This window comes from Haemophilus sp. THUN1692, assembly GCF_059704395.1.
The window spans coordinates 1,226,443-1,247,104 of sequence record NZ_AP046579.1 but is presented as its reverse complement, the minus strand read 5'-3'; the positions used below and the strand labels follow the sequence as shown (position 1 = coordinate 1,247,104).

Below are 20,662 nucleotides of genomic sequence, written 5' to 3'. Positions count from 1 at the left end.
TCTACGTCAGACCCTTATTTAAACAAGAAAAAAGGCGTATTTATTAATACGCCTTTCTTATACACATAATTCTGATTTATGCTACTGTTAATTGTCCCGCATATAAAACAAAGAAACGTAAACAGAATACCCCGATTAAGTCAAAAATTGACACCAAGATAATAAAGTTACGGTTGTATTTTAAACGGTCATTAACAAACATATTGGCGATTAATGGGATCAAAATACCAATAAAGAATACCCCAATCCAGAATATCGCACCCCAGAAACCAGATAATGCATTATGTAAGGCAACTGTTTTTTGGCCGCCACCAAAATGTAAGCCAACGAAGAAACACACAAGCAAACCAAGCTCTGTCACCATAATTGGCACTTCAAATTTGTGGATGAAGTGCGATTCATGAGAATCACCTTTTAATTTTCCTGCAATCAAGATAATTAAGAAGGTTGCAGCAATACCAGATGATGTACCAGAAGCTAAGAATAATGCTGGTAATACTGGGTTATTCAACATTGGATAGCTGATCAATGCAGAAAGTAAGAACCCTGTGTATGCACCAAGCACGGCAGCCAATACGAAAAGAACAACTTCGACTGGACTTGCAATACGTTCTGCAATACCGATGAGTTTCATCACAAATTGCAGTTTTGGCATAAAGCGATTAATTAATGCTTCGATTTCTTTTTTGAAAATCACCACTCCCCAAACTACTAAAAACAACATATAGATTTGGAATAGCATGACCCCCATCGACATTACGGAGTTAAATTGATAGTTAAACATCAATTTCCAGAATGTCCAAGGTCGAGCCAAGTGGAAAATTAATAGCGTTAAACCAATTAATGTTGGTACAGACCCTAAAATTACCCCAGATCGAATAATCCAGTTTTGGCTTAGATTTTCTATTTTATTGCTGCGTTTATACACAATTGCTAACTGTACTGCACCAGATGAGATCCCCAATAAGAACAAGTAGATCGCAATGGCAGAATCCCACACAAGATTAGGCGTATGAAATGGAACTGGATAATCTAATGTCATCTTCTAGGCTCCCCATGTTGGAATGGAATATGGTACAAGTTTGGTTGTGTACCCAATTCCACTTTAGTGCGATAAACCGGTTTTTCTTTCACTTTACGTGAAACTGCACTCATCGGATCATTCATATCCCCAAAGGTTAATGCTTTGGTTGGGCACGCTTCCACACAAGCCGGTTGTTTACCATTAGCTAAATTTGTATCGCGGCAGAAGTTACATTTATCTGCGGTACGATGTACTGGATGAATAAAACGTACACGATATGGGCAAACTGCGATACAGTATTGGCAGCCAACGCATAAATCTTTATGTACATCTACAATGCCAGTCTCTTTATCAATAAAAGATGCACCAGTTGGACAAACTGCTACGCAAGGTGCGTTTGTACAATGTTGGCAAGATTGACGGAAGAACTCATATTCCTGATTTGGAAATTCACCGTAAGGTTCACTGCGTAGAATCTCTAAGCGAGAAACGCCTTCTGGCACTTGGTTTACATCACGGCATGCATCCATACAGGCTGTACAGCCGATACACGAATTTTCATCGTGTATCATTGCGTAACGTTTAGGTTTATCCGCCTTGTCTTCTTTCGAAAAAGAAGGTAAAGATGTTCCCGTCATAAGGATCACTGCCCCCATGCCGGAAACAAAGTTTCGGCGTGAGCAGGCTGTCATTTTTTATCCTTTTGTTCGGTTAGTTTATCTTGTTCAGCTTTACGTTTTTGTTGTTCACCATGGCAATCTACGCAAAGTTTAACGCGTTGTTTTGGTTGAATACCTTTCATTGCGTCTTCTTTCGGGTGAAGCGTATGGCAACTTGCACAAGGTAATTTCATTGCGTGTACATCATGGGCCCATAGTTTTTCACGAAGTTTGTCAGGTTGGTGACAAGCAAAACAAACTTGGTTTTGTTCTTGAACTGAATACATCGGTTTTTTATTACCGAAAATATCCCCTTCAAAACGCATAACATCTTTAGCACCACGACGGTGATTTTCAGAAATGTTACCGTGACAGCTTACACAAGTAATTGCTTTACCGTTATTTGGATTTTTCTTATCTAAGTGCGCACCATGGAATTTACCAAAGTGGAGTTCGCCACCAGACTGATCTACAGTTTGGTTTTTATCTACTTTGTCGAATTTATGGCATTTAGCACAATATTGATTTGGATCGCGTTGGTTATCTAATTGCGGTTCATAAGTAAAATGATCCGCAGGTTTTTGTGCACCATCAGCATGAGCCAAAAATGGCGTTGCTACAAATGCCGCACTTAACGCTAACGCTTTTGCAGATTTGTTGATTAAAGAAGTTAAATTCATTTGGGTTACCTCAAATTTGACCTTGAAAATCACCGCACTTTCCAGTTTGCACTTAAAAGTGCGGTGGATTTTTCATTTATTTTTGTGCTGGTGGATCAACTAATAAGCCTTTTTCTTTAGCTTGTTGTTCCCATTGTGGTACCACAGTTTTTAAGAATTCTTCTTTAGCTTTGCGTTCTTTTTCGATATCAATCCCCATTACTTTCCATGCTTTATCAGCTGTTGAAATATCTGGGATTTGAACTGGAGTTTTCACACCGTGTTTGGTTAAAATTGCTGCAAGTTTAGTTCGAGCATCAGCCGCTTTATCTAAGCCAGAGCCTAATACACGAAGCATGACATCAGGTGCGTGCATATGGCCGCCGTGACTCGCTGCAGCATAATCCCAACGCCATTGAGCATGACGAATATCCATTAATGCTGCTTCCATTTCTTCTTTAGTTGCACCTGCATCCCAAGCTGCTTTCGCTTCAAAGTGAGCTTTAACAACTTGCTCTTCTAAACGCCCCATTACATCTTTCACTTCTTTTTTACGTGAAGTGACGATATCGCGTAATTTTTCTTTGCTTTGATCGTGACAGTTTGCACAAGTGCGGTCAAATGCATCAAATGGATTTTGGATTTGGTGATCAGTATAAACTTTACCGTCTTTACCTTGTACTTTTGGCATATGACAGTCTACACAAGTTACACCATTTTTACCGTGCATACCTAAAGACCAAATTTCAAAGTCAGGATGTTGAGCTTTTAACATTGGTGCTTTAGAAAGACTGTGAGTCCAATCAGAGAAACCAATATCATCATAATATTTTTCAATATCATCCACAGTTTGACCGTTATCCCAAGGGAAAGTCACTTGTTTAATGTCGCCTGCGAAGTAATATTCTACATGACAGTTTGCACAGATTTCTGCACGTTTTTCGGTACGTTCTGCTGTGTTAAAACTTAAGTTAGGTGTGGTTTTGCCTTCTGCTTTTGCTTTAGCTTGAACTGCATTATTTAAGTGATCTAATGCACGTAGCACATGTGGACGAGCAATACGCAATGCTGGTTTACCTTCAGCAAAATCTTTAGAAGTCGTATCGTGACAGTCAGCACAACCGATTGAGTTCACGATTTCTGGACCACCTTTTGCCCATTTCGCATTGAAATAATCTTTTTCCCCCCACTCCGCGATTAAACGTGGAACATCAGGGCCTTTACATGTCCAACATGCCATTGGTTGTGGACCATCATTTGCAGTTTTTGGTGCACCAGTACGCAGAATGCTACGAACATCAGTGACCGCATAAAAGTGGCCGCGTGGCGCATTGTATTCTTTTGCAAATGCATAACCGCCCCAAAGAACGATTAAACGTGGATTCTCTTCATCGGCATAAATAATTTTTTCGCCGTTGCCGTTTGCAGTTGAACGCCAGCTATTATATTGATTTGGATATTTTTCTGCAAATTTTTCATTTACAGATTCAATTTTCAAATCTGGTTTTACTGGTTCAACAGGTTGTTCTAATGGCTTATAAACCATATCAGCTACCGCTGAGTTAAATAAGCTTAAACTCGCGAAAGACGCTGCCACAATGAGGCTTTTTTTGAATGCGTTCACGATAATCACTCCATTTGTTGTAATAAAAAGGTTAGGTTAAGTAGAAAGTTGAGAATTATTTTTAATATCCACATAAAATGTGGATATATAGTTCCATTCGAGCGTAAGATACCAAAAGAAAAAAGTTTTTCTACTCGCAAAATTAAAAAATTTGAGATTGATCAAACTTATTTTTTGAAATACTCACAAAGAGGTATGTGTTGTTTTGAATAAATTAAGGCGATTTATAACGCCTTAATTTTGAGTATTATTATCATTAATATTGACTAATAATATTTTCTATTCTTTTATCCGATATTTGATATTTTGTTCCCAGCTGTTGAGCAAATAAACTGACTCGTAATTTTTCTATAATGTATCGCAGAAGGATTGGGGAAGAAGGTTTATGTGGGGTTTTGATAAGCAAAAGCGCGGTAGATTTTGAACCTGTTTTTGAAGTTGAAAAACGTTTTAAAAAATGCTCGCACTTTCTAAAAACAGAGCGATGGTTCAAGCGTCCTCGCTTGGACCAAATAAGTACAAGCGTGGACGCTTACGCTATCTTGGGCTTATATTTTAGAAAAAGGCACACGTTAGGAAACGTGCGCCATCGCGGGGGGCTATCGTGGTGATAAATATCTAATATCTTTTAAATATGGATTGTCTTTACCTATAATCATTTCTGTTATCCTATTTATAGTATTAATGTTAGATTTGTAAACGTCTTTATTATAAGGAAATATACATTCAGGCTTGCACTCAGATATATCTTTAAAATGCTCCATAAAAAATCTTGCCTCACAACTAGTTAACTCTTCTGGTATATATTCTTTACATATATCAACCAATTTACTACCAGCTTGTAACATTAAAGGAATAATGTTTATATAAATAAGCTCCTTACTAACCCCATGAATAATTGATTCATGTTCAAAAGCATCTATATTCAAATATTCAGCTAATAACTGATATTTAGAGCGTCCTTTTTTATCATTCATTATGTAGTTATATATATCAATCCACCTTACAGGATAGATAATACAAGGAAATGTATCTTTATCCTTCTGTTGAAAATTAACATAAATACAGTTTCGCTCTTCAAAGAAAATACTTCTTAATCCCTTATTATGATGTTTAGCATTTCTCAGTGATAAAATAACATGCAATTCTGGATAACTGTACCAATTGATTGACTTCTTAGATGATTCTTGTATTGCATCATATACATTATGAAAAGCATCTAATGTACTTTTTACAGATATTTCAACATTAAAAATAGCTTCTTTCTCATCTACACCAACTAAATCAGGATACTTAAGAATCTGCTCTAGCTGCATTCTCATAGCATGGCATAAAAATTCAAATTGGTACTCGATATTGTTAGGCATATCTTCCCCTAATTACGTTCAAACATTTAAAATCATATTCAAAATCCGCTTATCCGACACTTGATACTTCGTGCCTAACTGTTGCGCAAATAAACTCACGCGCAATTCCTCAATCATATAACGAATTTCCGCGACCTCATCGGAAATTGGTTTAGATTTTGGCAGTTTAGCGAGTAATTGTTGGTAAGCCTGTTGTACCTGTTCCACGCGTAGCATCGCCGCACGATCACGATTTACATCTTGAGCCAGTTTATCAATACGTTTATCAACGGCTTGCAGATAACGCTGTAAATCCGGTAGGCGATCATAACCGCTCTTTTGCACAAAACCTGGATAAATCAGCCCGCTTAATTGCGTCTTAATATCAGAAAACGCAAAGGCCATCGTGAAATCCATTTTGCCTTTTAAACGTTGGTTTAAGGCGTGATTGAGAGATAGGATTTGTTCCACTTTCTGCGCAATATTCACGGTCACTTCGTTAAGGTTTTCTCGCACGAAATCACGCAATTTTTCAAAGCCCGCTTCATCCCACACAAAACCGCCAAAATCGGTAATCAGCTTATCCACCGCACAAGCGATACAGTCATCGATCAAATCCAACACGCGACCGAACGGAGTAAAATACAGACCCAATTTAGCTTTATTCGGTAATTTTTCATGTAAATATTTAATCGGTGACGGTACATTGAGCAACAACAAGCGGCGTAAACCTTGTTGCATCGCTACTGCTTGCTCAAACTCTGTTTCAAACAGTTTGATACCTACAGCATCTTTTTCATCTACAATGGCGGGGAACGCTTTGACGCTAAAACCACGTTGTTTTTGTTCGTAACATTGTGGTAAATCTGCAAAGCTCCAAATATGCAGCCCGCTTTGCTCAATGCCATCATCTGCCACAGCAGAAATGCTTTCCTGTACGCGATCTTTTAAGTTGAATTTCAGCTCGTCCAAATTCATGGATTCGGCAATTTTCTTGCCGTTTTCATCCACCACACGGAACGTCATTTTCAAATGACTTGGGATTTGTTCCCAATTCCAATGTTCCGCTTCTACGGTGACGCCCGTCATACGACGTAATTCATAAATTAGCGTATCTAATAACGGTTTCTCCAATGGCACGGCACGACTTAAAAAAGCTTGGGCATAATTAGGTGCAGGCACGAAGTTACGGCGATAAGATTTCGGCAGAGATTTAATCAGCGCAATCACCAATTCTTCACGCAAGCCTGGAATTTGCCAGTCAAAACCTGTCATTTCCACTTGGTTGAGCAATGGCAACGGAATATGTACTGTCACGCCGTCCGCATCGGTGCCTGGTTCAAATTGATACGTCAGTTTGAGTTTCAAATTACCTTGATGCCAGAAATTCGGGAAATCCAGCTTGCTCAATTGTTCCTCATCATCATTAATCAAGAATGAACGTTCAAAATTAAGCAATTCGGGATCTTTTTGCTGCGCCTTTTTCCACCAGGTATCAAAATGTTTTTGGGAAACTACTTCCGTACCAATACGCTGATCGTAAAATTCAAAAAGCGTGCGATCATCCACCAAAATATCGCGGCGGCGGCTTTTGTGTTCCAACTCTTCTACTTCTCGAACGAGTCGTTGATTTTCTTTGAAGAATTTATGTTTGGTATTCCAATCCCCTTCCACTAAGGCAGATTGAATAAAGATCTCACGGCTCACCGTTGGATCAATAGCACCGTAATTCACTAGCCGCGCAGCCACAATCGGCACACCGTAAAGCGTGACTTTTTCATCTGCAATCACGGCGCCACGAGATTTCGACCAACGCGGTTCTGAATAGGATTTTTTAATTAGATGCTCGGCAAGTGGCTCAATCCATTCTGGCTCGATTTCCGCCACCATGCGCCCCCAAAGTTTGGAAGTTTCCACTAACTCTGCCGCCATCACCCATTTCGGTTGTTTTTTGAAAAGCACAGAATTTGGGAAAATTGCAAAATGGGCATTATGTGCACCAAGATATTGTTGTTTCTCTGCTTCTTTTAAACCAATATGAGAAAGCAAACCGCTTAAAAGTGCGGTATGAATTTGCTGATATTCTGCTTTTTCAGAATTAATCGGCAAGCCCATTTCACGGACGGTTAAACGAATTTGATGGTAAATATCTTGCCATTCACGAATACGTAAATAATTTAAGAAATCCTTTTGACATTGACGGTGGAATTGGTTTTTACTCAATTCTTTTTGTTGTTCTTGTAGATAACGCCAAAGATTTAAGAATGCCAAGAAATCTGATTTTTTATCGGCAAAACGACGATGTTTTTCATCGGAGGCCTGTTGTTTTTCTTGTGGGCGTTCACGCGGATCTTGAATGGATAACGCGGCGACAATAATCATTATTTCATGCAACGCACCTTGTGAGACAGCACTCAACAACATCTTCGCTAAACGTGGATCCACTGGGAGTTGCGCTAATTGACGGCCAGCAGCCGTTAATTGACGTTTCTCACCTGATTTGGTGCGAACCATTTCAAACGCGCCCAATTCTTCCAACAGTTTTATACCATCTTGAATATGGCGTTTATCTGGCGCATCAACAAATGGGAAAGCTTCAATATCATCCAAACCCAACGCTGTCATTTGTAAAATAACGGAGGCTAAATTTGTGCGTAAAATTTCAGGATCGGTAAACTCCGGACGAGAATTAAAATCCTCTTCCGAATATAAACGAATACAAATCCCTTCGCTCACACGACCACAACGGCCTTTACGCTGATTAGCGGATGCCTGTGAAATGGGTTCAATCGGTAAACGTTGTACTTTGGTGCGATAGCTATAACGGGAAATACGCGCTGTACCTGGGTCAATCACATATTTAATGCCTGGCACGGTCAATGAAGTTTCCGCGACGTTGGTCGCCAACACGATGCGATTTAATCCGCTCGGATGGAAAATTTTATTCTGTTCTTGCACAGACAAGCGAGCAAAGAGCGGTAGAATTTCCGTGTGTTTTAGATTTTGTTTTTGTAAAGCTTCGGCGGTATCACGAATTTCACGCTCACCGTTCATAAAGATCAAAATATCGCCTCGACCTTCCGCTTGCAGTTCATCCACCGCGTTAAGAATGCCTTGTAGCTGATCTTGATCGTCTTCTTCCACTACGGGACGATAACGCACTTCAACAGGATAGGTTCTGCCCGAGACTTCAATAATCGGCGCATTGTTAAAGTGTTTAGAAAAGCGTTCTACATCAATGGTTGCGGAGGTGATGATGAGTTTTAAATCACGACGACGTGGTAAAAGCTGTTTCAGATAACCGAGAATAAAATCGTTATTTAGGCTACGTTCGTGGGCTTCATCGATAATCAAACAAGAATATTGATTGAGAAAACGATCGTTTTGAATTTCCGCTAACAGGATCCCGTCGGTCATCAACTTGATTTGTGTATCATCACTGATTTGATCGTTAAAACGAACCTTATAACCAACTAAACCGCCTAGCTCCGTTTCCAGTTCTTCCGCAATACGTGCCGCCACCGAACGAGCAGCAATACGACGAGGTTGAGTATGACCAATCATGCCTAAATTGCCGAAACCTAACTCCAAACACATTTTCGGTAATTGGGTGGTTTTACCTGAACCGGTTTCCCCTGCCACCACAATGACCTGATGTTCAGAAAGCAGTTTTTGAATTTCTGCTTTGCGTTGACTAACCGGCAAACTCTCTGGAAAAACAATCGGATTTTTGACCGCACTTTTACGATTTTTTACACGTAATTGAGCCTGTTCAATCTGCAGCTGGATTTCAGCGGCAACAGCTTGTTGAGCCTCTTGGCTTTTAATTTTTCCAATACCATGAATGCGGGCGGATAAACGACGTTTATCCACAAACATGATGTCATTTAATTGAGAAAAAAGAGATTGCTGTAAAGGGCTTAATGCGTGTTTTATCGATCTGTTTTTCATAGCGATTTACTTTTGAAACTTCCGTAAGCTAAGCTAATCCACCCGATTAAAAATAAAGTTCCGCCAATAGGCGTAATCCACACTATTACATTATTTGCTCCGAAAGCGAGTGCGTATAAACTTCCACTAAATAATAAGGTTCCAATTAACCAAGAAGCCATGGATAATCGGGCGAATTTGTTGTCACGTAAAGCAGATAATGCAACGGCAAGTACTGCAATAGTATGGAACATTTGATATTTTAAACCCGTATCAATCCATGATAATGCTTTTGCTTCTAATATATGGCTTAAGCCATGTGCTGCAAATGCGCCTAGAGCGACACAGAAGAAGCCGCTTAAAGTTGCAAGAGTGAGATATTTGTTTTTCATTTAAATTTTCCCTAAAAGTAAAGCTAATATACCTGCAGCAATAAGTGGACCAACAGGAATCCCACCTAAAAATGCTACACCAATAATTGTGCCGATAAGCAAGCCAGTGACTAAAATCGGTTGTTCGCCCATTAAAGGCACACCTTTGCCTGCAAGCCATGCCACAAGCACACCAACAGAAATGGAAAGTGCCATTTTCCAACTAAGAAAACCTGATAAATCAGGCAACTGAATTTTCCCTGAAACTAAGGGGCTTAAAACCCCAATGGTTAAAATAATAATACCAATTTTAACGCCATATTTTTCAAGCAAAGGAATGTGTGAAGATAAAAAAGTTTGCTGCATGATAAGTAATACGGCAGCAGAAATGGTAATCGCGCTGTTGTGACTGAGTAACCCGAGAATAATTAAAATCACCAATAATAAGGCGATTATATTGAATTGTAACGACATACTTGAAAAGTGCGGTGAAAAATTGTGACGAATTATATCAAGTTTAAGTTATTGATGTGTTTTTTTATTTAGTAAAAACAAGCTAGAATGTAAGCCATCTTTCCCCTTATTCGAGAATATCTATGTCAAATGCTGTTGCCCATCTTGCCGATTCAGATCTGATTAAAACCGTAATTTTGCTTGCGTCTAGCGTGACTATTGTACCGTTATTTAAACGCCTAGGGCTTGGTAGTGTGCTAGGATATTTAGTGGCAGGCTGTATGATTGGTCCCTCAGTTTTCGGTGTTATTCAAGATCTGGCTTCGGTCGTGCATTTGGCTGAATTGGGTGTTGTAATGTTCTTGTTCATTATTGGGCTTGAAATGCACCCTGAACGGCTTTGGTCTATGAAAAAAGCAATTTTTGGGCGGGGGTTATTACAAGTTGGATTGTGTGGTGTATTGCTTACTTTAGCTGGAATTTATTTGCTCGATTTACCGAAAGAAGTCGCGTTTATAGCAGGCATGGGATTTACACTTTCTTCAACTGCTATTGTGATGCAAACTTTGGAAGAACGTTGTATTACCAGCACATCTAAAGGTCAGCGAATTATTTCGACTTTAATTTTTGAAGATATTGCTATTGTGCCATTATTGGCATCAGTGGCATTTCTTGCGCCTCATTCTGAAGAAAGCACTCATACCGATTGGATGTCAATCGGCATCGCATTAGGCGCGGTAATCGGCTTGATTGTCGCGGGTAAATGGTTAATGAATCCGTTATTCCGATTAATTTCTAAAGCACATATTCGTGAGATGATGACGGCGGCTGCTTTATTAGTTGTACTTGGCGCAGCATTAGCCATGGAAATAGGCGGACTTTCAATGGCAATGGGGGCATTTGTAGCAGGCGTTATGCTGTCAGAGTCTTCGTTCCGCCATCAATTAGAAGCGGATATAGAGCCATTTCGTGGTTTATTGCTTGGCCTGTTTTTTATGGGCGTGGGCATGTCGTTGGATTTACGTTTAGTTTTCAATCATTGGTTATTATTACTCGGAATTGTATTCCTTTACATTATTGGCAAAGGACTTTCTGTGTATGTTGTTGCTCGAATTACTCGCTTAGAACATAGAGAAGCAGTGGGAAGAATGTCACTCTTGGCACACGGTGGTGAATTTGCTTTCGTACTTTTCTCTGCCGCAACAAGTGCGGGCGTAATGAGCAACCATGAAAACGCCACTTTTACTGCTGCAGTAATTATTTCCATGTTATTTTCTCCATTTATTACACAAATTACGCGTAAATTAGCGCAATGTGGAGAGAGAAAATCGCCGAATCAACCAGATACGAGCGAGCTATCGCCTATTGAGGATTTAGAAGATAACGTGCTTGTAATTGGTTTTGGTCGTTTTAGTCAAATCGTATGTCAAACATTATTAATCCGAGGCATCAGCGTTTCAGTGATTGATCGTAATATAGAAAATATCCGTGCTGCGGCAAAATTTGGTTTTAAAGTCTATTATGGTGACGGTATTCGTTTGGATGTACTTTACGCCGCGGGAATTGAAAAAGCTAAATGTGTGGTAATTGGTATTAATGATACAGATCGCATTGAAACGATTGTGAGCCAACTTAAAGAGGCTTATCCAAACTTGCCGATTTTAACCCGCACTTATGATAGAAAAACGACGGTGAGCCTAATTAAGCAAGATGTGGATTTTATTGTACGTGAAACTTTTGAATCCGCCATTGCACTTAGCCAAGCAACATTGATGAAACTTGGTATTGATAAGATTGAGGCTGATGAAGTTATTAAAGAAGTGAGAGCATTGGATCAAGAACGCCTAAATGAGGAAGTTTTGCATGGTTTTTCTAATGAAATCTTGAAAAAATATTGGACGCCAAAACCATTCATTAAACCTCATATCGATGCTCAGGCATTAAATGATGAAACCGCAGGAATATTGATTGAGGAATCTGAAGAAACGTCAAATAATAATTCTTAAAAGGATTTCAATACATTTCAACTAAAAAGGAAGCAAATTGCTTCCTTTTTGTTTGAGTCCGTTTGAATTAGAACGGGATATCGTCATCGAATCCGTCCATTGGTGGCTCAGCCTGTGGTGCAGCTTGTTGTGGTGCTGGACGAGATGATTGATAACTACCACCATTGTTAGTTTGACGAGCTTGGTAAGAAGGTTGTGGCGCAGATCCCATATCACTAGGGTAGCCACCAGCTTGATTACGCCCACCAAGCATTTGCATTACATCACCTTGAATTTCTGTGGTGTAACGATCTTGACCATTTTGATCTTGCCATTTACGCGTTTTTAGACGACCTTCCACATATACTTGAGAGCCTTTGCGTAAATATTCACCGCAAATCTCCGCTTGACGACGATAGAATACAATGCGATGCCATTCCGTTACTTCACGGCGCTCGCCAGTATTGCGGTCATTCCAGCTTTCACTAGTCGCTACGCTAATATTTGCTACGGCATCGCCATTTGGCATGGTACGAATTTCAGGATCATTGCCTAGATGACCCACGATAATGACTTTATTAACTCCAGCCATAAAAAAAACCTCATTTTTTATCTAAAAAAGTGCGGTTATTTTGCCTGAAATTTTTCAAAAGATCTATATATTTTAACTGGATATTTGCACAGATATTAAAATATGCGATAATGATCGCAGAATTTAAACTTATTTCATCCTTTTGAGTTATTTTATGGAAAATATCGATATTCGCGGGGCGCGAACCCATAACCTGAAAAATATTAATCTGACTATTCCACGCAATAAACTTGTGGTGATTACTGGGCTTTCAGGTTCGGGAAAATCCTCTTTAGCGTTTGATACACTTTATGCAGAAGGGCAGCGCCGCTATGTTGAATCTCTTTCAGCATATGCACGTCAGTTTTTATCTTTAATGGAAAAGCCTGATGTGGATTCTATTGAGGGGCTTTCCCCTGCAATTTCCATTGAACAAAAATCTACCTCACACAATCCACGTTCTACGGTGGGAACAATTACGGAAATTTACGATTATTTACGTTTATTGTTTGCTCGAGTAGGTGAACCGCGTTGTCCAGATCATGATGTTCCATTAACTGCACAAACGATTAGTCAAATGGTGGACAAGGTATTAAGTTTGCCAGAAGACAGCAAGATGATGTTACTTGCGCCAGTTGTCAAAAATCGAAAAGGCGAACACGTTAAGATTTTAGAAAATATTGCTGCACAAGGTTACATTCGTGCACGTATTGATGGCGAAATTTGCGATTTATCTGATCCGCCCAAATTAGAATTACAGAAAAAACATACTATTGAAGTGGTGGTGGATCGCTTTAAAGTGCGGTCAGATTTAGCAACACGTTTAGCTGAGTCTTTTGAAACCGCATTAGAGCTTTCAGGTGGCACCGCGATTGTGGCAGATATGGATAATCCGAAAGCGGAAGAATTAGTTTTTTCGGCAAATTTTGCTTGTCCGCATTGTGGTTATTCTGTGCCAGAATTAGAACTTCGTTTATTTTCCTTTAATAACCCTGCTGGAGCTTGCCCTACTTGTGATGGTTTGGGTATGCAACAATATTTTGATGAAGATCGTGTGGTGCAAAATCCAACTATTTCCCTTGCTGGTGGTGCGGTGAAAGGTTGGGATCGTCGTAATTTCTATTATTATCAAATGCTCACCTCATTGGCGAAACATTATAATTTTGATGTTGAAACGCCCTATGAATCTTTGCCAAAGAAAATTCAACACATCATTATGCATGGTTCAGGCAAAGAGGAAATTGAATTCCAATATATGAATGATCGTGGCGATGTGGTTATTCGCAAGCATCCTTTTGAAGGTATTTTGAATAATATGGCTCGCCGATATAAAGAAACGGAATCAATGTCGGTGCGAGAAGAATTAGCGAAAAATATTAGCAATCGACCTTGCGCAGATTGTGGCGGATCTCGTTTACGACCAGAAGCGCGTAATGTGTATATTGGAAAAACGAATTTACCAATGATCGCGGAAAAAAGTATTGGTGAAACGCTCGAATTTTTTACCGCACTTTCTTTAAGTGGTCAAAAAGCGCAAATTGCAGAAAAAATTCTTAAAGAAATTCGCGAGCGTTTGCAGTTCTTAGTCAATGTTGGTTTGAATTATCTTTCTCTTTCTCGTTCTGCTGAAACTCTTTCAGGCGGTGAAGCACAACGTATTCGCCTTGCTAGTCAAATTGGTGCGGGACTTGTTGGTGTAATGTATGTATTAGACGAACCTTCGATTGGCTTGCACCAACGTGATAATGAACGCTTACTTAATACGTTAATTCATCTGCGTAATCTTGGTAATACGGTAATTGTTGTGGAACACGATGAAGACGCGATTCGTGCGGCTGACCATATTATTGATATTGGACCTGGTGCTGGCGTGCATGGCGGGCAAGTTATTGCGCAAGGAAATGCCGATGAAATTATGCTGAATCCAAATTCCATCACGGGAAAATTTTTATCGGGTGCAGATAAAATCGAAATTCCTAAAAAACGCACCGCACTTGATAAGAAAAAATGGCTCAAACTTAAAGGAGCATCAGGTAATAACTTAAAAAATGTGAATTTAGATATTCCCGTTGGTTTGTTTACTTGCGTAACCGGTGTATCAGGCTCAGGAAAATCAACACTCATTAATGATACTTTATTTCCACTTGCGCAAAATGCATTAAATCGAGCAGAAAAGACGGATTATGCACCTTATCAATCTATCGAGGGATTAGAGTATTTCGATAAGGTTATTGATATTAACCAAAGCCCGATTGGACGTACGCCACGTTCAAATCCAGCCACTTATACAGGCTTATTTACCCCGATTCGTGAACTTTTTGCAGGCGTGCCAGAAGCACGTGCTCGTGGTTATAATCCAGGACGTTTTAGCTTTAACGTACGAGGTGGACGCTGTGAAGCTTGTCAGGGCGACGGTGTACTCAAAGTTGAAATGCATTTTTTACCCGATGTTTATGTTCCTTGCGACCAATGTAAAGGTAAACGCTATAACCGCGAAACCTTAGAAATTCGTTACAAAGGCAAAACGATTCATCAAGTTTTGGATATGACGGTGGAAGAGGCTCGCGAGTTTTTTGATGCGATTCCAATGATTGCAAGAAAATTACAAACCTTGATGGATGTGGGATTATCCTATATTCGATTAGGCCAATCTTCCACAACACTTTCAGGCGGTGAAGCGCAGCGCGTTAAGCTAGCGACTGAGCTTTCTAAACGTGATACGGGTAAAACCTTGTATATTCTAGATGAGCCGACTACAGGTTTGCATTTTGCTGACATTAAGCAATTACTTGAAGTATTGCATCGATTACGCGACCAAGGAAATACTATCGTCGTAATTGAACATAATCTTGATGTGATTAAAACGGCAGACTGGATTGTCGATCTTGGTCCTGAAGGGGGAAGCGGTGGCGGACAAATTATTGCTACTGGCACGCCTGAAGAAGTAGCTAAAGTCGAAGGATCTCATACAGCGAGATTCCTTAAACCAATTTTGGAAAAACGTTAAAAATTATCGCACTTTATAGAACGTAGATATAAAGTGCGGTGATTTTATTTGCTATATGTAGGTTTAATTTAATCTCTATTTGTAAAAGTTATTCCCAATATTATATAGGGCGATAATATTACCTATCAATCGGTAACCAAAGTTCCTGACGATTGCTTATTTAATGATGTATAATTCTTAACCTTCATTTTCTCCTAAACCTTTCAGTTTTTATCTGAAATCTTTTCAGAAAATTACCGCACTTTTAATGTTTAACTATAAGTTTTATACATAACAAATTGTTTATTGAGTAAATCTTATGAAAAAAACTATATTTCGTTTTAATTTTTTAACTGTTTGCATTTCATTAGGGATAGTATCGCAAGCTTGGGCAGGACATACTTATTTTGGCATCAATTATCAATACTATCGTGACTTTGCTGAAAACAAAGGTAAGTTTACGGTTGGTGCGCAAAATATTGACATTTATAACAAGAAAGGTGAAATGATTGGTACTATGATGAAAGGTGTGCCAATGCCTGATTTATCTTCGCTTGCAAAAGGTGGTTATGCCACACTAGTGGGCGATCAACATTTAGTGAGTGTGGCGCACAACGTGGGATATCAAGATGTCGATTTTGGTGAGTTTGGACGCAATCCCGATCGACATAACTATAAATATCTAGTTGTTAAACGATATAACTATGTCAATGATGCTCGACATCCATTTATGACGGATTACCAACATCCTCGTCTTGCTAAGTTTGTAACAGAAGTCGCACCAATTGAGATGGTAACAAACACTCACGGTAATGTTTACACTGACTTAAAAAAATATCCTATGCGAGTACGCGCAGGAAGCGGACACCAATATTGGAAGAATGATAATAATGAAACCAATGGTGACTTAGCTTATGGTGGTACATGGCTGACAGGAGGTAATACCTTTATGGATGGCGGTACAAGAAACGGCGATCTTTATCTTAATGGACGTGTACAAAACCCTAATGAATATGGACCATTACCGATTGCGGGGGCGCAAGGCGATAGCGGATCCCCTATGTTTATTTATGATAAAGATAAAGGCAAGTGGTTATTAAATGGCGTGTTGCGTGAAGGACACCCTTACGCAGCGGTAGGCAATGGATACCAAGTTGCTCGCCAAGAGTACCTTGAAGAAGTGCAAAATAATGACACAACGATAAGAGAATTTGCCAATAATGCCCATTACGTCTTTAAAACCGTAGAGGACGGGAAAGGTACCATCTCTCAAAATGGAAGAAAGCCTAAAGAAGTGGGGCTGTATAAGAGCACTCTTCTCGAGAAAGCCCGAGATCAAAATGGCGATATATCCCCAAGTTATGGTGGACCGAATCCCTGGTCTCCTGCGTAACATAATGGTAAAACTATTTATTTAGGCGACATGGGGAAAGGCATACTTACTATTGCAAATAATGTCAATCAAGGTGCTGGCGGGATTTACTTTGAAGGTGATTTCACCGTTAAACCAAGTGAAAATAATATAACTTGGCAGGGCGCAGGTGTTTCTATTGGGGAAGACGCCACCGTTGAATGGCAGGTAAAAAACCCCGAAGGTGATCGTCTCTCTAAGCTTGGGATCGGCACACTACTTGTAAACGGCACAGGGAAAAATTTGGGTGACATTAGTGTTGGTAACGGAACCGTTATTTTAGATCAGAAAGCAGATACAAATGGTCAGAAACAAGCCTTCAAAGAAGTGGGGATTGTGAGCGGTCGAGCAACCGTAAAACTTAATAGTGCAGATCAGGTCGATCCAAATAATATCTACTTCGGGTTCCGAGGTGGACGTTTGGATTTAAATGGGAATGACCTTACCTTTACTCGTATTCAAAACGTTGATGAAGGTGCAATGTTAGTCAATCATAATGCCAACAAAGAATCCAATATTACCCTTACGGGAAGCAACATCATTAATAATAAAGAGAATGATCTTACTAATAAACGCGACATTGCCTTTAATGGTTGGTTTGGCGATAAAGATGATGCAAAAAACACGGGGCGTTTAAATGTTAATTATTCTCCAACCAATCAAGAAAATCATCTTTTATTTTCTGGTGGCACCAATCTAAAAGGTAATATCACCCAAAACGGGGGCAACTTAATTTTCAGCGGTCGCCCTACTCCACACGCTTATAACCATTTAAATCCGCACCATGCCAAAATGGAAGGCACAAAACGCGGTGAAGTGGTAATGGATGATGATTGGATTAATCGTTCTTTCGTTGCTGGAAATTTTAACATTCAGAATGGTAATACATTTGTTTCTCGCAATGTTTCTTCTATTAAAGACGGATGGAATATTAGCAATAATACATCGGTTACTTTTGGCGTGATCCCAAATCAAGAAAACACAATTTGTATTCGCTCTGATTGGACGGGCGCAACAACTTGTCAATCCGTTAATCTTACCGAACCATCTGTGATTAAATCTATTCCTACTACACAAGTTAATGGACATATTTCACTATCCGATCATGCTCGATTAAATGTGAATGGATTAGTTTCTCTTAATGGGGCTGTTTACGCCCACTCTGATAGTGAATATCACTTAACTTATAAAGCTAACCAAGCAGGCGATATTCATCTTGATGGCAATGTTCAAGCAAGTATTAATGATGCCACTATGACTGGAGATATGCTTGCCTATAATGATACCAACATTAATATTACTAACCACGCCGCTACAACTGGTTCTATTCATCTTGAAGATAATGCGAATTTAAACATCGATTCTTCCACCGTTAATGGAAATATTCAAGCGACGAAGGACAATGAATTAACCGCGACAAATAGCGCACGGGTGAATGGTAGCGTCACTTTAAGCCAAAATGCCTCCTATACTTTTAAAGATCAATCGGCACATTCAGGTAGTTTGAGTTCTTTAGGAAACAATAGAATCACTCTTTCCAATAATGCTCGTTTGGATGGATTACTTGACCTTACCACGGAAAGATCGGCTGCAGATATTACCAGATCAATTATCGATGGTAATGTTCGCTCAACTGGACGAGTGAATGTTAGTGACGCGTCTCAAATCAATGGTTCAGTTAGTTTATCGAATATTGGTGAAATGACGATGGATCATTCTCAATTAACGGGTAATCTAACCGCACAAGAATATTCGACTTACCGTTTAATCAATAAAGCCACTCATCAAGGTAATTTAATTTTGCGAGATCAAGCTGACTCTATCGTAGATGATGCTAATTTAATAGGTGATGCACAATTAACTCATTCTGCACAGCTTAAATTTAATAATGCAAGATTTGATCATCAAATTACAGGTGAGAATGGCACACATGTGTCTTTAAACCAATCACAATGGACAATGCCGACGAGCACAATATTAGGTAATCTTGCTTTAAATAATAGTGAAGTCACATTAAATCCTGATTTTGCGAAAGAAACTAACCGTAACCAATTTAATACATTAACGATTAATGGAGATTTAAATGGTTCTGGAACATTTAATTATCTTACTCATTTGAATCAATATTTAGGCGATAAGTTGCAGGTCAATGGGCAAGCACAAGGGACATTTAAACTCAATGTTCGTAACACAGGTGCAGAACCAACGAGACTCGATCACCTTACTCTCATCTCACTAAGAACAATGCCTACGACTGGATTAGATGTTTATTAACCAATCAATATGTTGATGCGGGGGCATGGCGTTACGAGTTAATTAAAGACGGTAATCAATATCGACTTTACAGCCCAATTAAAGAAGCAGAATTAAAACAAGCGGAAGCTGATCGTATTGAAGCCGAGAAACGCAAAGCTCAAGAAGAGCAAGAACGTATTGAAGCTGAGAAACGTAAAGCTCAAGAAGAAGCAGAACGCATTGAAGCCGAGAAACGCAAAGCTCAAGAAGAGCAAGAACGCATTGAAGCCGAGAAACGTAAAGCTCAAGAAGAGCAAGAACGTATTGAAGCTGAGAAACGTAAAGCTCAAGAAGAAGCAGAGCGTATTGAAGCCGAGAAACGTAAAGCTCAAGAAGAGCACGAACGTATTGAGGCAGAAAAACGCAAAGCTCAGGAAGAGCAAGCAAGAATAGAAGCTAAAAAACAGCTCAAACAAAAAAATTTAATTAGCAAATACTCAAACAATGCGTTATCGGAATTGTCAGCTACAGTAAATGGTATACTTTCCGTTCAAGATGAATTGGATCGTCTTTTTGTGGAGCAAACGCAGCCTATGGTGTGGACAAATATCGTACAGGATAAAAGACGCTGTGATTCTGATGCGTTCCGTGCTTATAAGCAGAAAACTAACTTGCGTCAAATTGGGATGCAAAAAGCGTTAGGTAATGGACGAATTGGGGCAGTTTTCTCACATAGCCGTTCGGATAATACCTTTGATGAGCAAGTTAAAAATTATACTACACTGATGATGCTATCGGGATTTGCTCAATATCAATGGAAGGATTTCCAGTTCGGTGTAAGCGTAGGAATGGGGAGCAGTGTAAGTAAAACAGCAGGAGAACAAAGCCGAAAAATTTATCGTAAAGTGGTAAATTATGGTGTAAATGCAAGTTATCAGTTCCGCTTAGGGCAATTAGGTATTCAGCCTTATTTGGGGGGGAATCGCTATTTTATTGAACGTGAAAACTATCAATCGGAAGGAGTGATAGTTCAAACACCTAGCCTTGCATTTAATCGCTATAATACAGGTGTACGGGTCGATTATACTTTTACACCAACTAATAACATCACAGTTAAGCCTTATTTCTCCGTGAATTATGTTGATGCATCTAATGCTAATATGCAGATCAAAGTGAATAGTGCTACATTACAACAGCCATTTGGACGTTATTGGCAAAAAGAGCTTGGATTAAATACGGAAATTTTACATTTCCAATTTTCTGCTGTTATTTCACAATCGCAAGGTTCGCAATTAAGTAAACAGCACAATATAGGCTTGAAATTAGGCTATCGTTGGTAAAACATTATTTGTAGATAGGTTGGATTTGTTTGACGAGTTGTTTAGTTTTTATCTCAACAAATTTTTAC

Annotated in this window: 12 protein-coding genes and 2 pseudogenes; 4 read left to right on the top strand and 10 right to left on the bottom strand. The window is 39.3% G+C overall.

Annotated features, from left to right (window positions below; genetic code table 11):
• Positions 1-76: 76 nt before the first annotated feature.
• The 9 genes and pseudogenes from nrfD to AC6H0A_RS06090 all read right to left on the bottom strand — a co-directional run bounded on the left by nrfD (position 77) and on the right by AC6H0A_RS06090 (position 10,087).
• Positions 77-1,042, bottom strand: a complete 966-nt coding sequence (nrfD, locus tag AC6H0A_RS06130) for a cytochrome c nitrite reductase subunit NrfD (RefSeq protein ID WP_005642718.1) — start codon at positions 1,040-1,042, stop codon at positions 77-79.
• A complete protein-coding gene (gene nrfC, locus AC6H0A_RS06125; protein WP_005642716.1) occupies positions 1,039-1,716 on the bottom strand; it encodes a cytochrome c nitrite reductase Fe-S protein in 678 nt (225 codons plus the stop codon). The genes nrfD and nrfC overlap by 4 nt, the downstream gene beginning before the upstream one ends.
• Positions 1,713-2,363, bottom strand: a complete 651-nt coding sequence (gene nrfB / locus AC6H0A_RS06120) for a cytochrome c nitrite reductase pentaheme subunit (RefSeq protein ID WP_005642714.1) — start codon at positions 2,361-2,363, stop codon at positions 1,713-1,715. Before nrfB ends, nrfC begins: the two co-directional genes overlap by 4 nt.
• A 76-nt stretch (positions 2,364-2,439) precedes the next feature.
• Positions 2,440-3,966: an ammonia-forming nitrite reductase cytochrome c552 subunit gene (gene nrfA / locus AC6H0A_RS06115; protein ID WP_005642712.1), complete on the bottom strand. Its 1,527-nt coding sequence runs from the start codon at positions 3,964-3,966 to the stop codon at positions 2,440-2,442.
• 256 nt (positions 3,967-4,222) lie between these two features.
• Positions 4,223-4,327, bottom strand: a pseudogene (locus tag AC6H0A_RS06110) (DUF3418 domain-containing protein); the annotation flags it as partial.
• Positions 4,328-4,565: 238 nt separating this feature from the next.
• Positions 4,566-5,333: a hypothetical protein gene (locus tag AC6H0A_RS06105; protein WP_005642710.1), complete on the bottom strand. Its 768-nt coding sequence runs from the start codon at positions 5,331-5,333 to the stop codon at positions 4,566-4,568.
• 18 nt (positions 5,334-5,351) lie between these two features.
• Positions 5,352-9,263, bottom strand: coding sequence for an ATP-dependent RNA helicase HrpA (gene hrpA, locus AC6H0A_RS06100; protein ID WP_005642708.1), 3,912 nt, complete (start codon positions 9,261-9,263; stop codon positions 5,352-5,354).
• The gene (locus AC6H0A_RS06095) at positions 9,260-9,634 is read right to left on the bottom strand and encodes a DUF423 domain-containing protein (protein ID WP_005642706.1); all 375 of its coding nucleotides are present in this window, start codon (positions 9,632-9,634) and stop codon (positions 9,260-9,262) included. Before AC6H0A_RS06095 ends, hrpA begins: the two co-directional genes overlap by 4 nt.
• Positions 9,635-10,087 carry a DUF441 domain-containing protein gene (locus AC6H0A_RS06090; protein WP_005642705.1) on the bottom strand — a complete coding sequence of 151 codons (453 nt, stop codon included), beginning with the start codon at positions 10,085-10,087 and terminating at the stop codon, positions 9,635-9,637.
• Between the two features lie 122 nt (positions 10,088-10,209).
• Between AC6H0A_RS06090 and AC6H0A_RS06085 the strand changes: the two genes are divergently transcribed.
• Positions 10,210-12,072: a monovalent cation:proton antiporter-2 (CPA2) family protein gene (locus tag AC6H0A_RS06085; RefSeq protein WP_179230779.1), complete on the top strand. Its 1,863-nt coding sequence runs from the start codon at positions 10,210-10,212 to the stop codon at positions 12,070-12,072.
• A gap of 67 nt (positions 12,073-12,139) precedes the next feature.
• On the opposite strand, the gene AC6H0A_RS06080 is transcribed toward AC6H0A_RS06085, so the two are convergent.
• Positions 12,140-12,643, bottom strand: coding sequence for a single-stranded DNA-binding protein (locus tag AC6H0A_RS06080; RefSeq protein WP_005642702.1), 504 nt, complete (start codon positions 12,641-12,643; stop codon positions 12,140-12,142).
• 154 nt (positions 12,644-12,797) lie between these two features.
• On the opposite strand from AC6H0A_RS06080, the gene uvrA reads away from it, so the two are divergent.
• The 3 genes and pseudogenes from uvrA to AC6H0A_RS06065 form a co-directional block, all read left to right on the top strand.
• Positions 12,798-15,629 carry an excinuclease ABC subunit UvrA gene (gene uvrA, locus AC6H0A_RS06075; RefSeq protein ID WP_005642700.1) on the top strand — a complete coding sequence of 944 codons (2,832 nt, stop codon included), beginning with the start codon at positions 12,798-12,800 and terminating at the stop codon, positions 15,627-15,629.
• A gap of 298 nt (positions 15,630-15,927) precedes the next feature.
• A complete protein-coding gene (locus AC6H0A_RS06070) occupies positions 15,928-17,001 on the top strand; it encodes a S6 family peptidase (protein ID WP_005642698.1) in 1,074 nt (357 codons plus the stop codon).
• Between the two features lie 99 nt (positions 17,002-17,100).
• Positions 17,101-20,594: pseudogene (locus AC6H0A_RS06065) on the top strand (autotransporter outer membrane beta-barrel domain-containing protein); the annotation flags it as partial.
• Between the last annotated feature and the right edge of the window lie 68 nt (positions 20,595-20,662).

Bases quoted from the DNA above. Each gene is read 5' to 3' on its own strand.
- nrfD (WP_005642718.1), bottom strand. From the start codon at position 1,042: ATGACATTAGATTATCCAGTTCCATTTCATACGCCTAATCTTGTGTGG.
- AC6H0A_RS06095 (WP_005642706.1), bottom strand. From the start codon at position 9,634: ATGAAAAACAAATATCTCACTCTTGCAACTTTAAGCGGCTTCTTCTGT.
- AC6H0A_RS06105 (WP_005642710.1), bottom strand. From the start codon at position 5,333: ATGCCTAACAATATCGAGTACCAATTTGAATTTTTATGCCATGCTATG.
- hrpA (WP_005642708.1), bottom strand. From the start codon at position 9,263: ATGAAAAACAGATCGATAAAACACGCATTAAGCCCTTTACAGCAATCT.
- uvrA (WP_005642700.1), top strand. From the start codon at position 12,798: ATGGAAAATATCGATATTCGCGGGGCGCGAACCCATAACCTGAAAAAT.
- nrfC (WP_005642716.1), bottom strand. From the start codon at position 1,716: ATGACAGCCTGCTCACGCCGAAACTTTGTTTCCGGCATGGGGGCAGTG.
- nrfB (WP_005642714.1), bottom strand. From the start codon at position 2,363: ATGAATTTAACTTCTTTAATCAACAAATCTGCAAAAGCGTTAGCGTTA.
- AC6H0A_RS06080 (WP_005642702.1), bottom strand. From the start codon at position 12,643: ATGGCTGGAGTTAATAAAGTCATTATCGTGGGTCATCTAGGCAATGAT.
- AC6H0A_RS06090 (WP_005642705.1), bottom strand. From the start codon at position 10,087: ATGTCGTTACAATTCAATATAATCGCCTTATTATTGGTGATTTTAATT.
- AC6H0A_RS06070 (WP_005642698.1), top strand. From the start codon at position 15,928: ATGAAAAAAACTATATTTCGTTTTAATTTTTTAACTGTTTGCATTTCA.
- AC6H0A_RS06085 (WP_179230779.1), top strand. From the start codon at position 10,210: ATGTCAAATGCTGTTGCCCATCTTGCCGATTCAGATCTGATTAAAACC.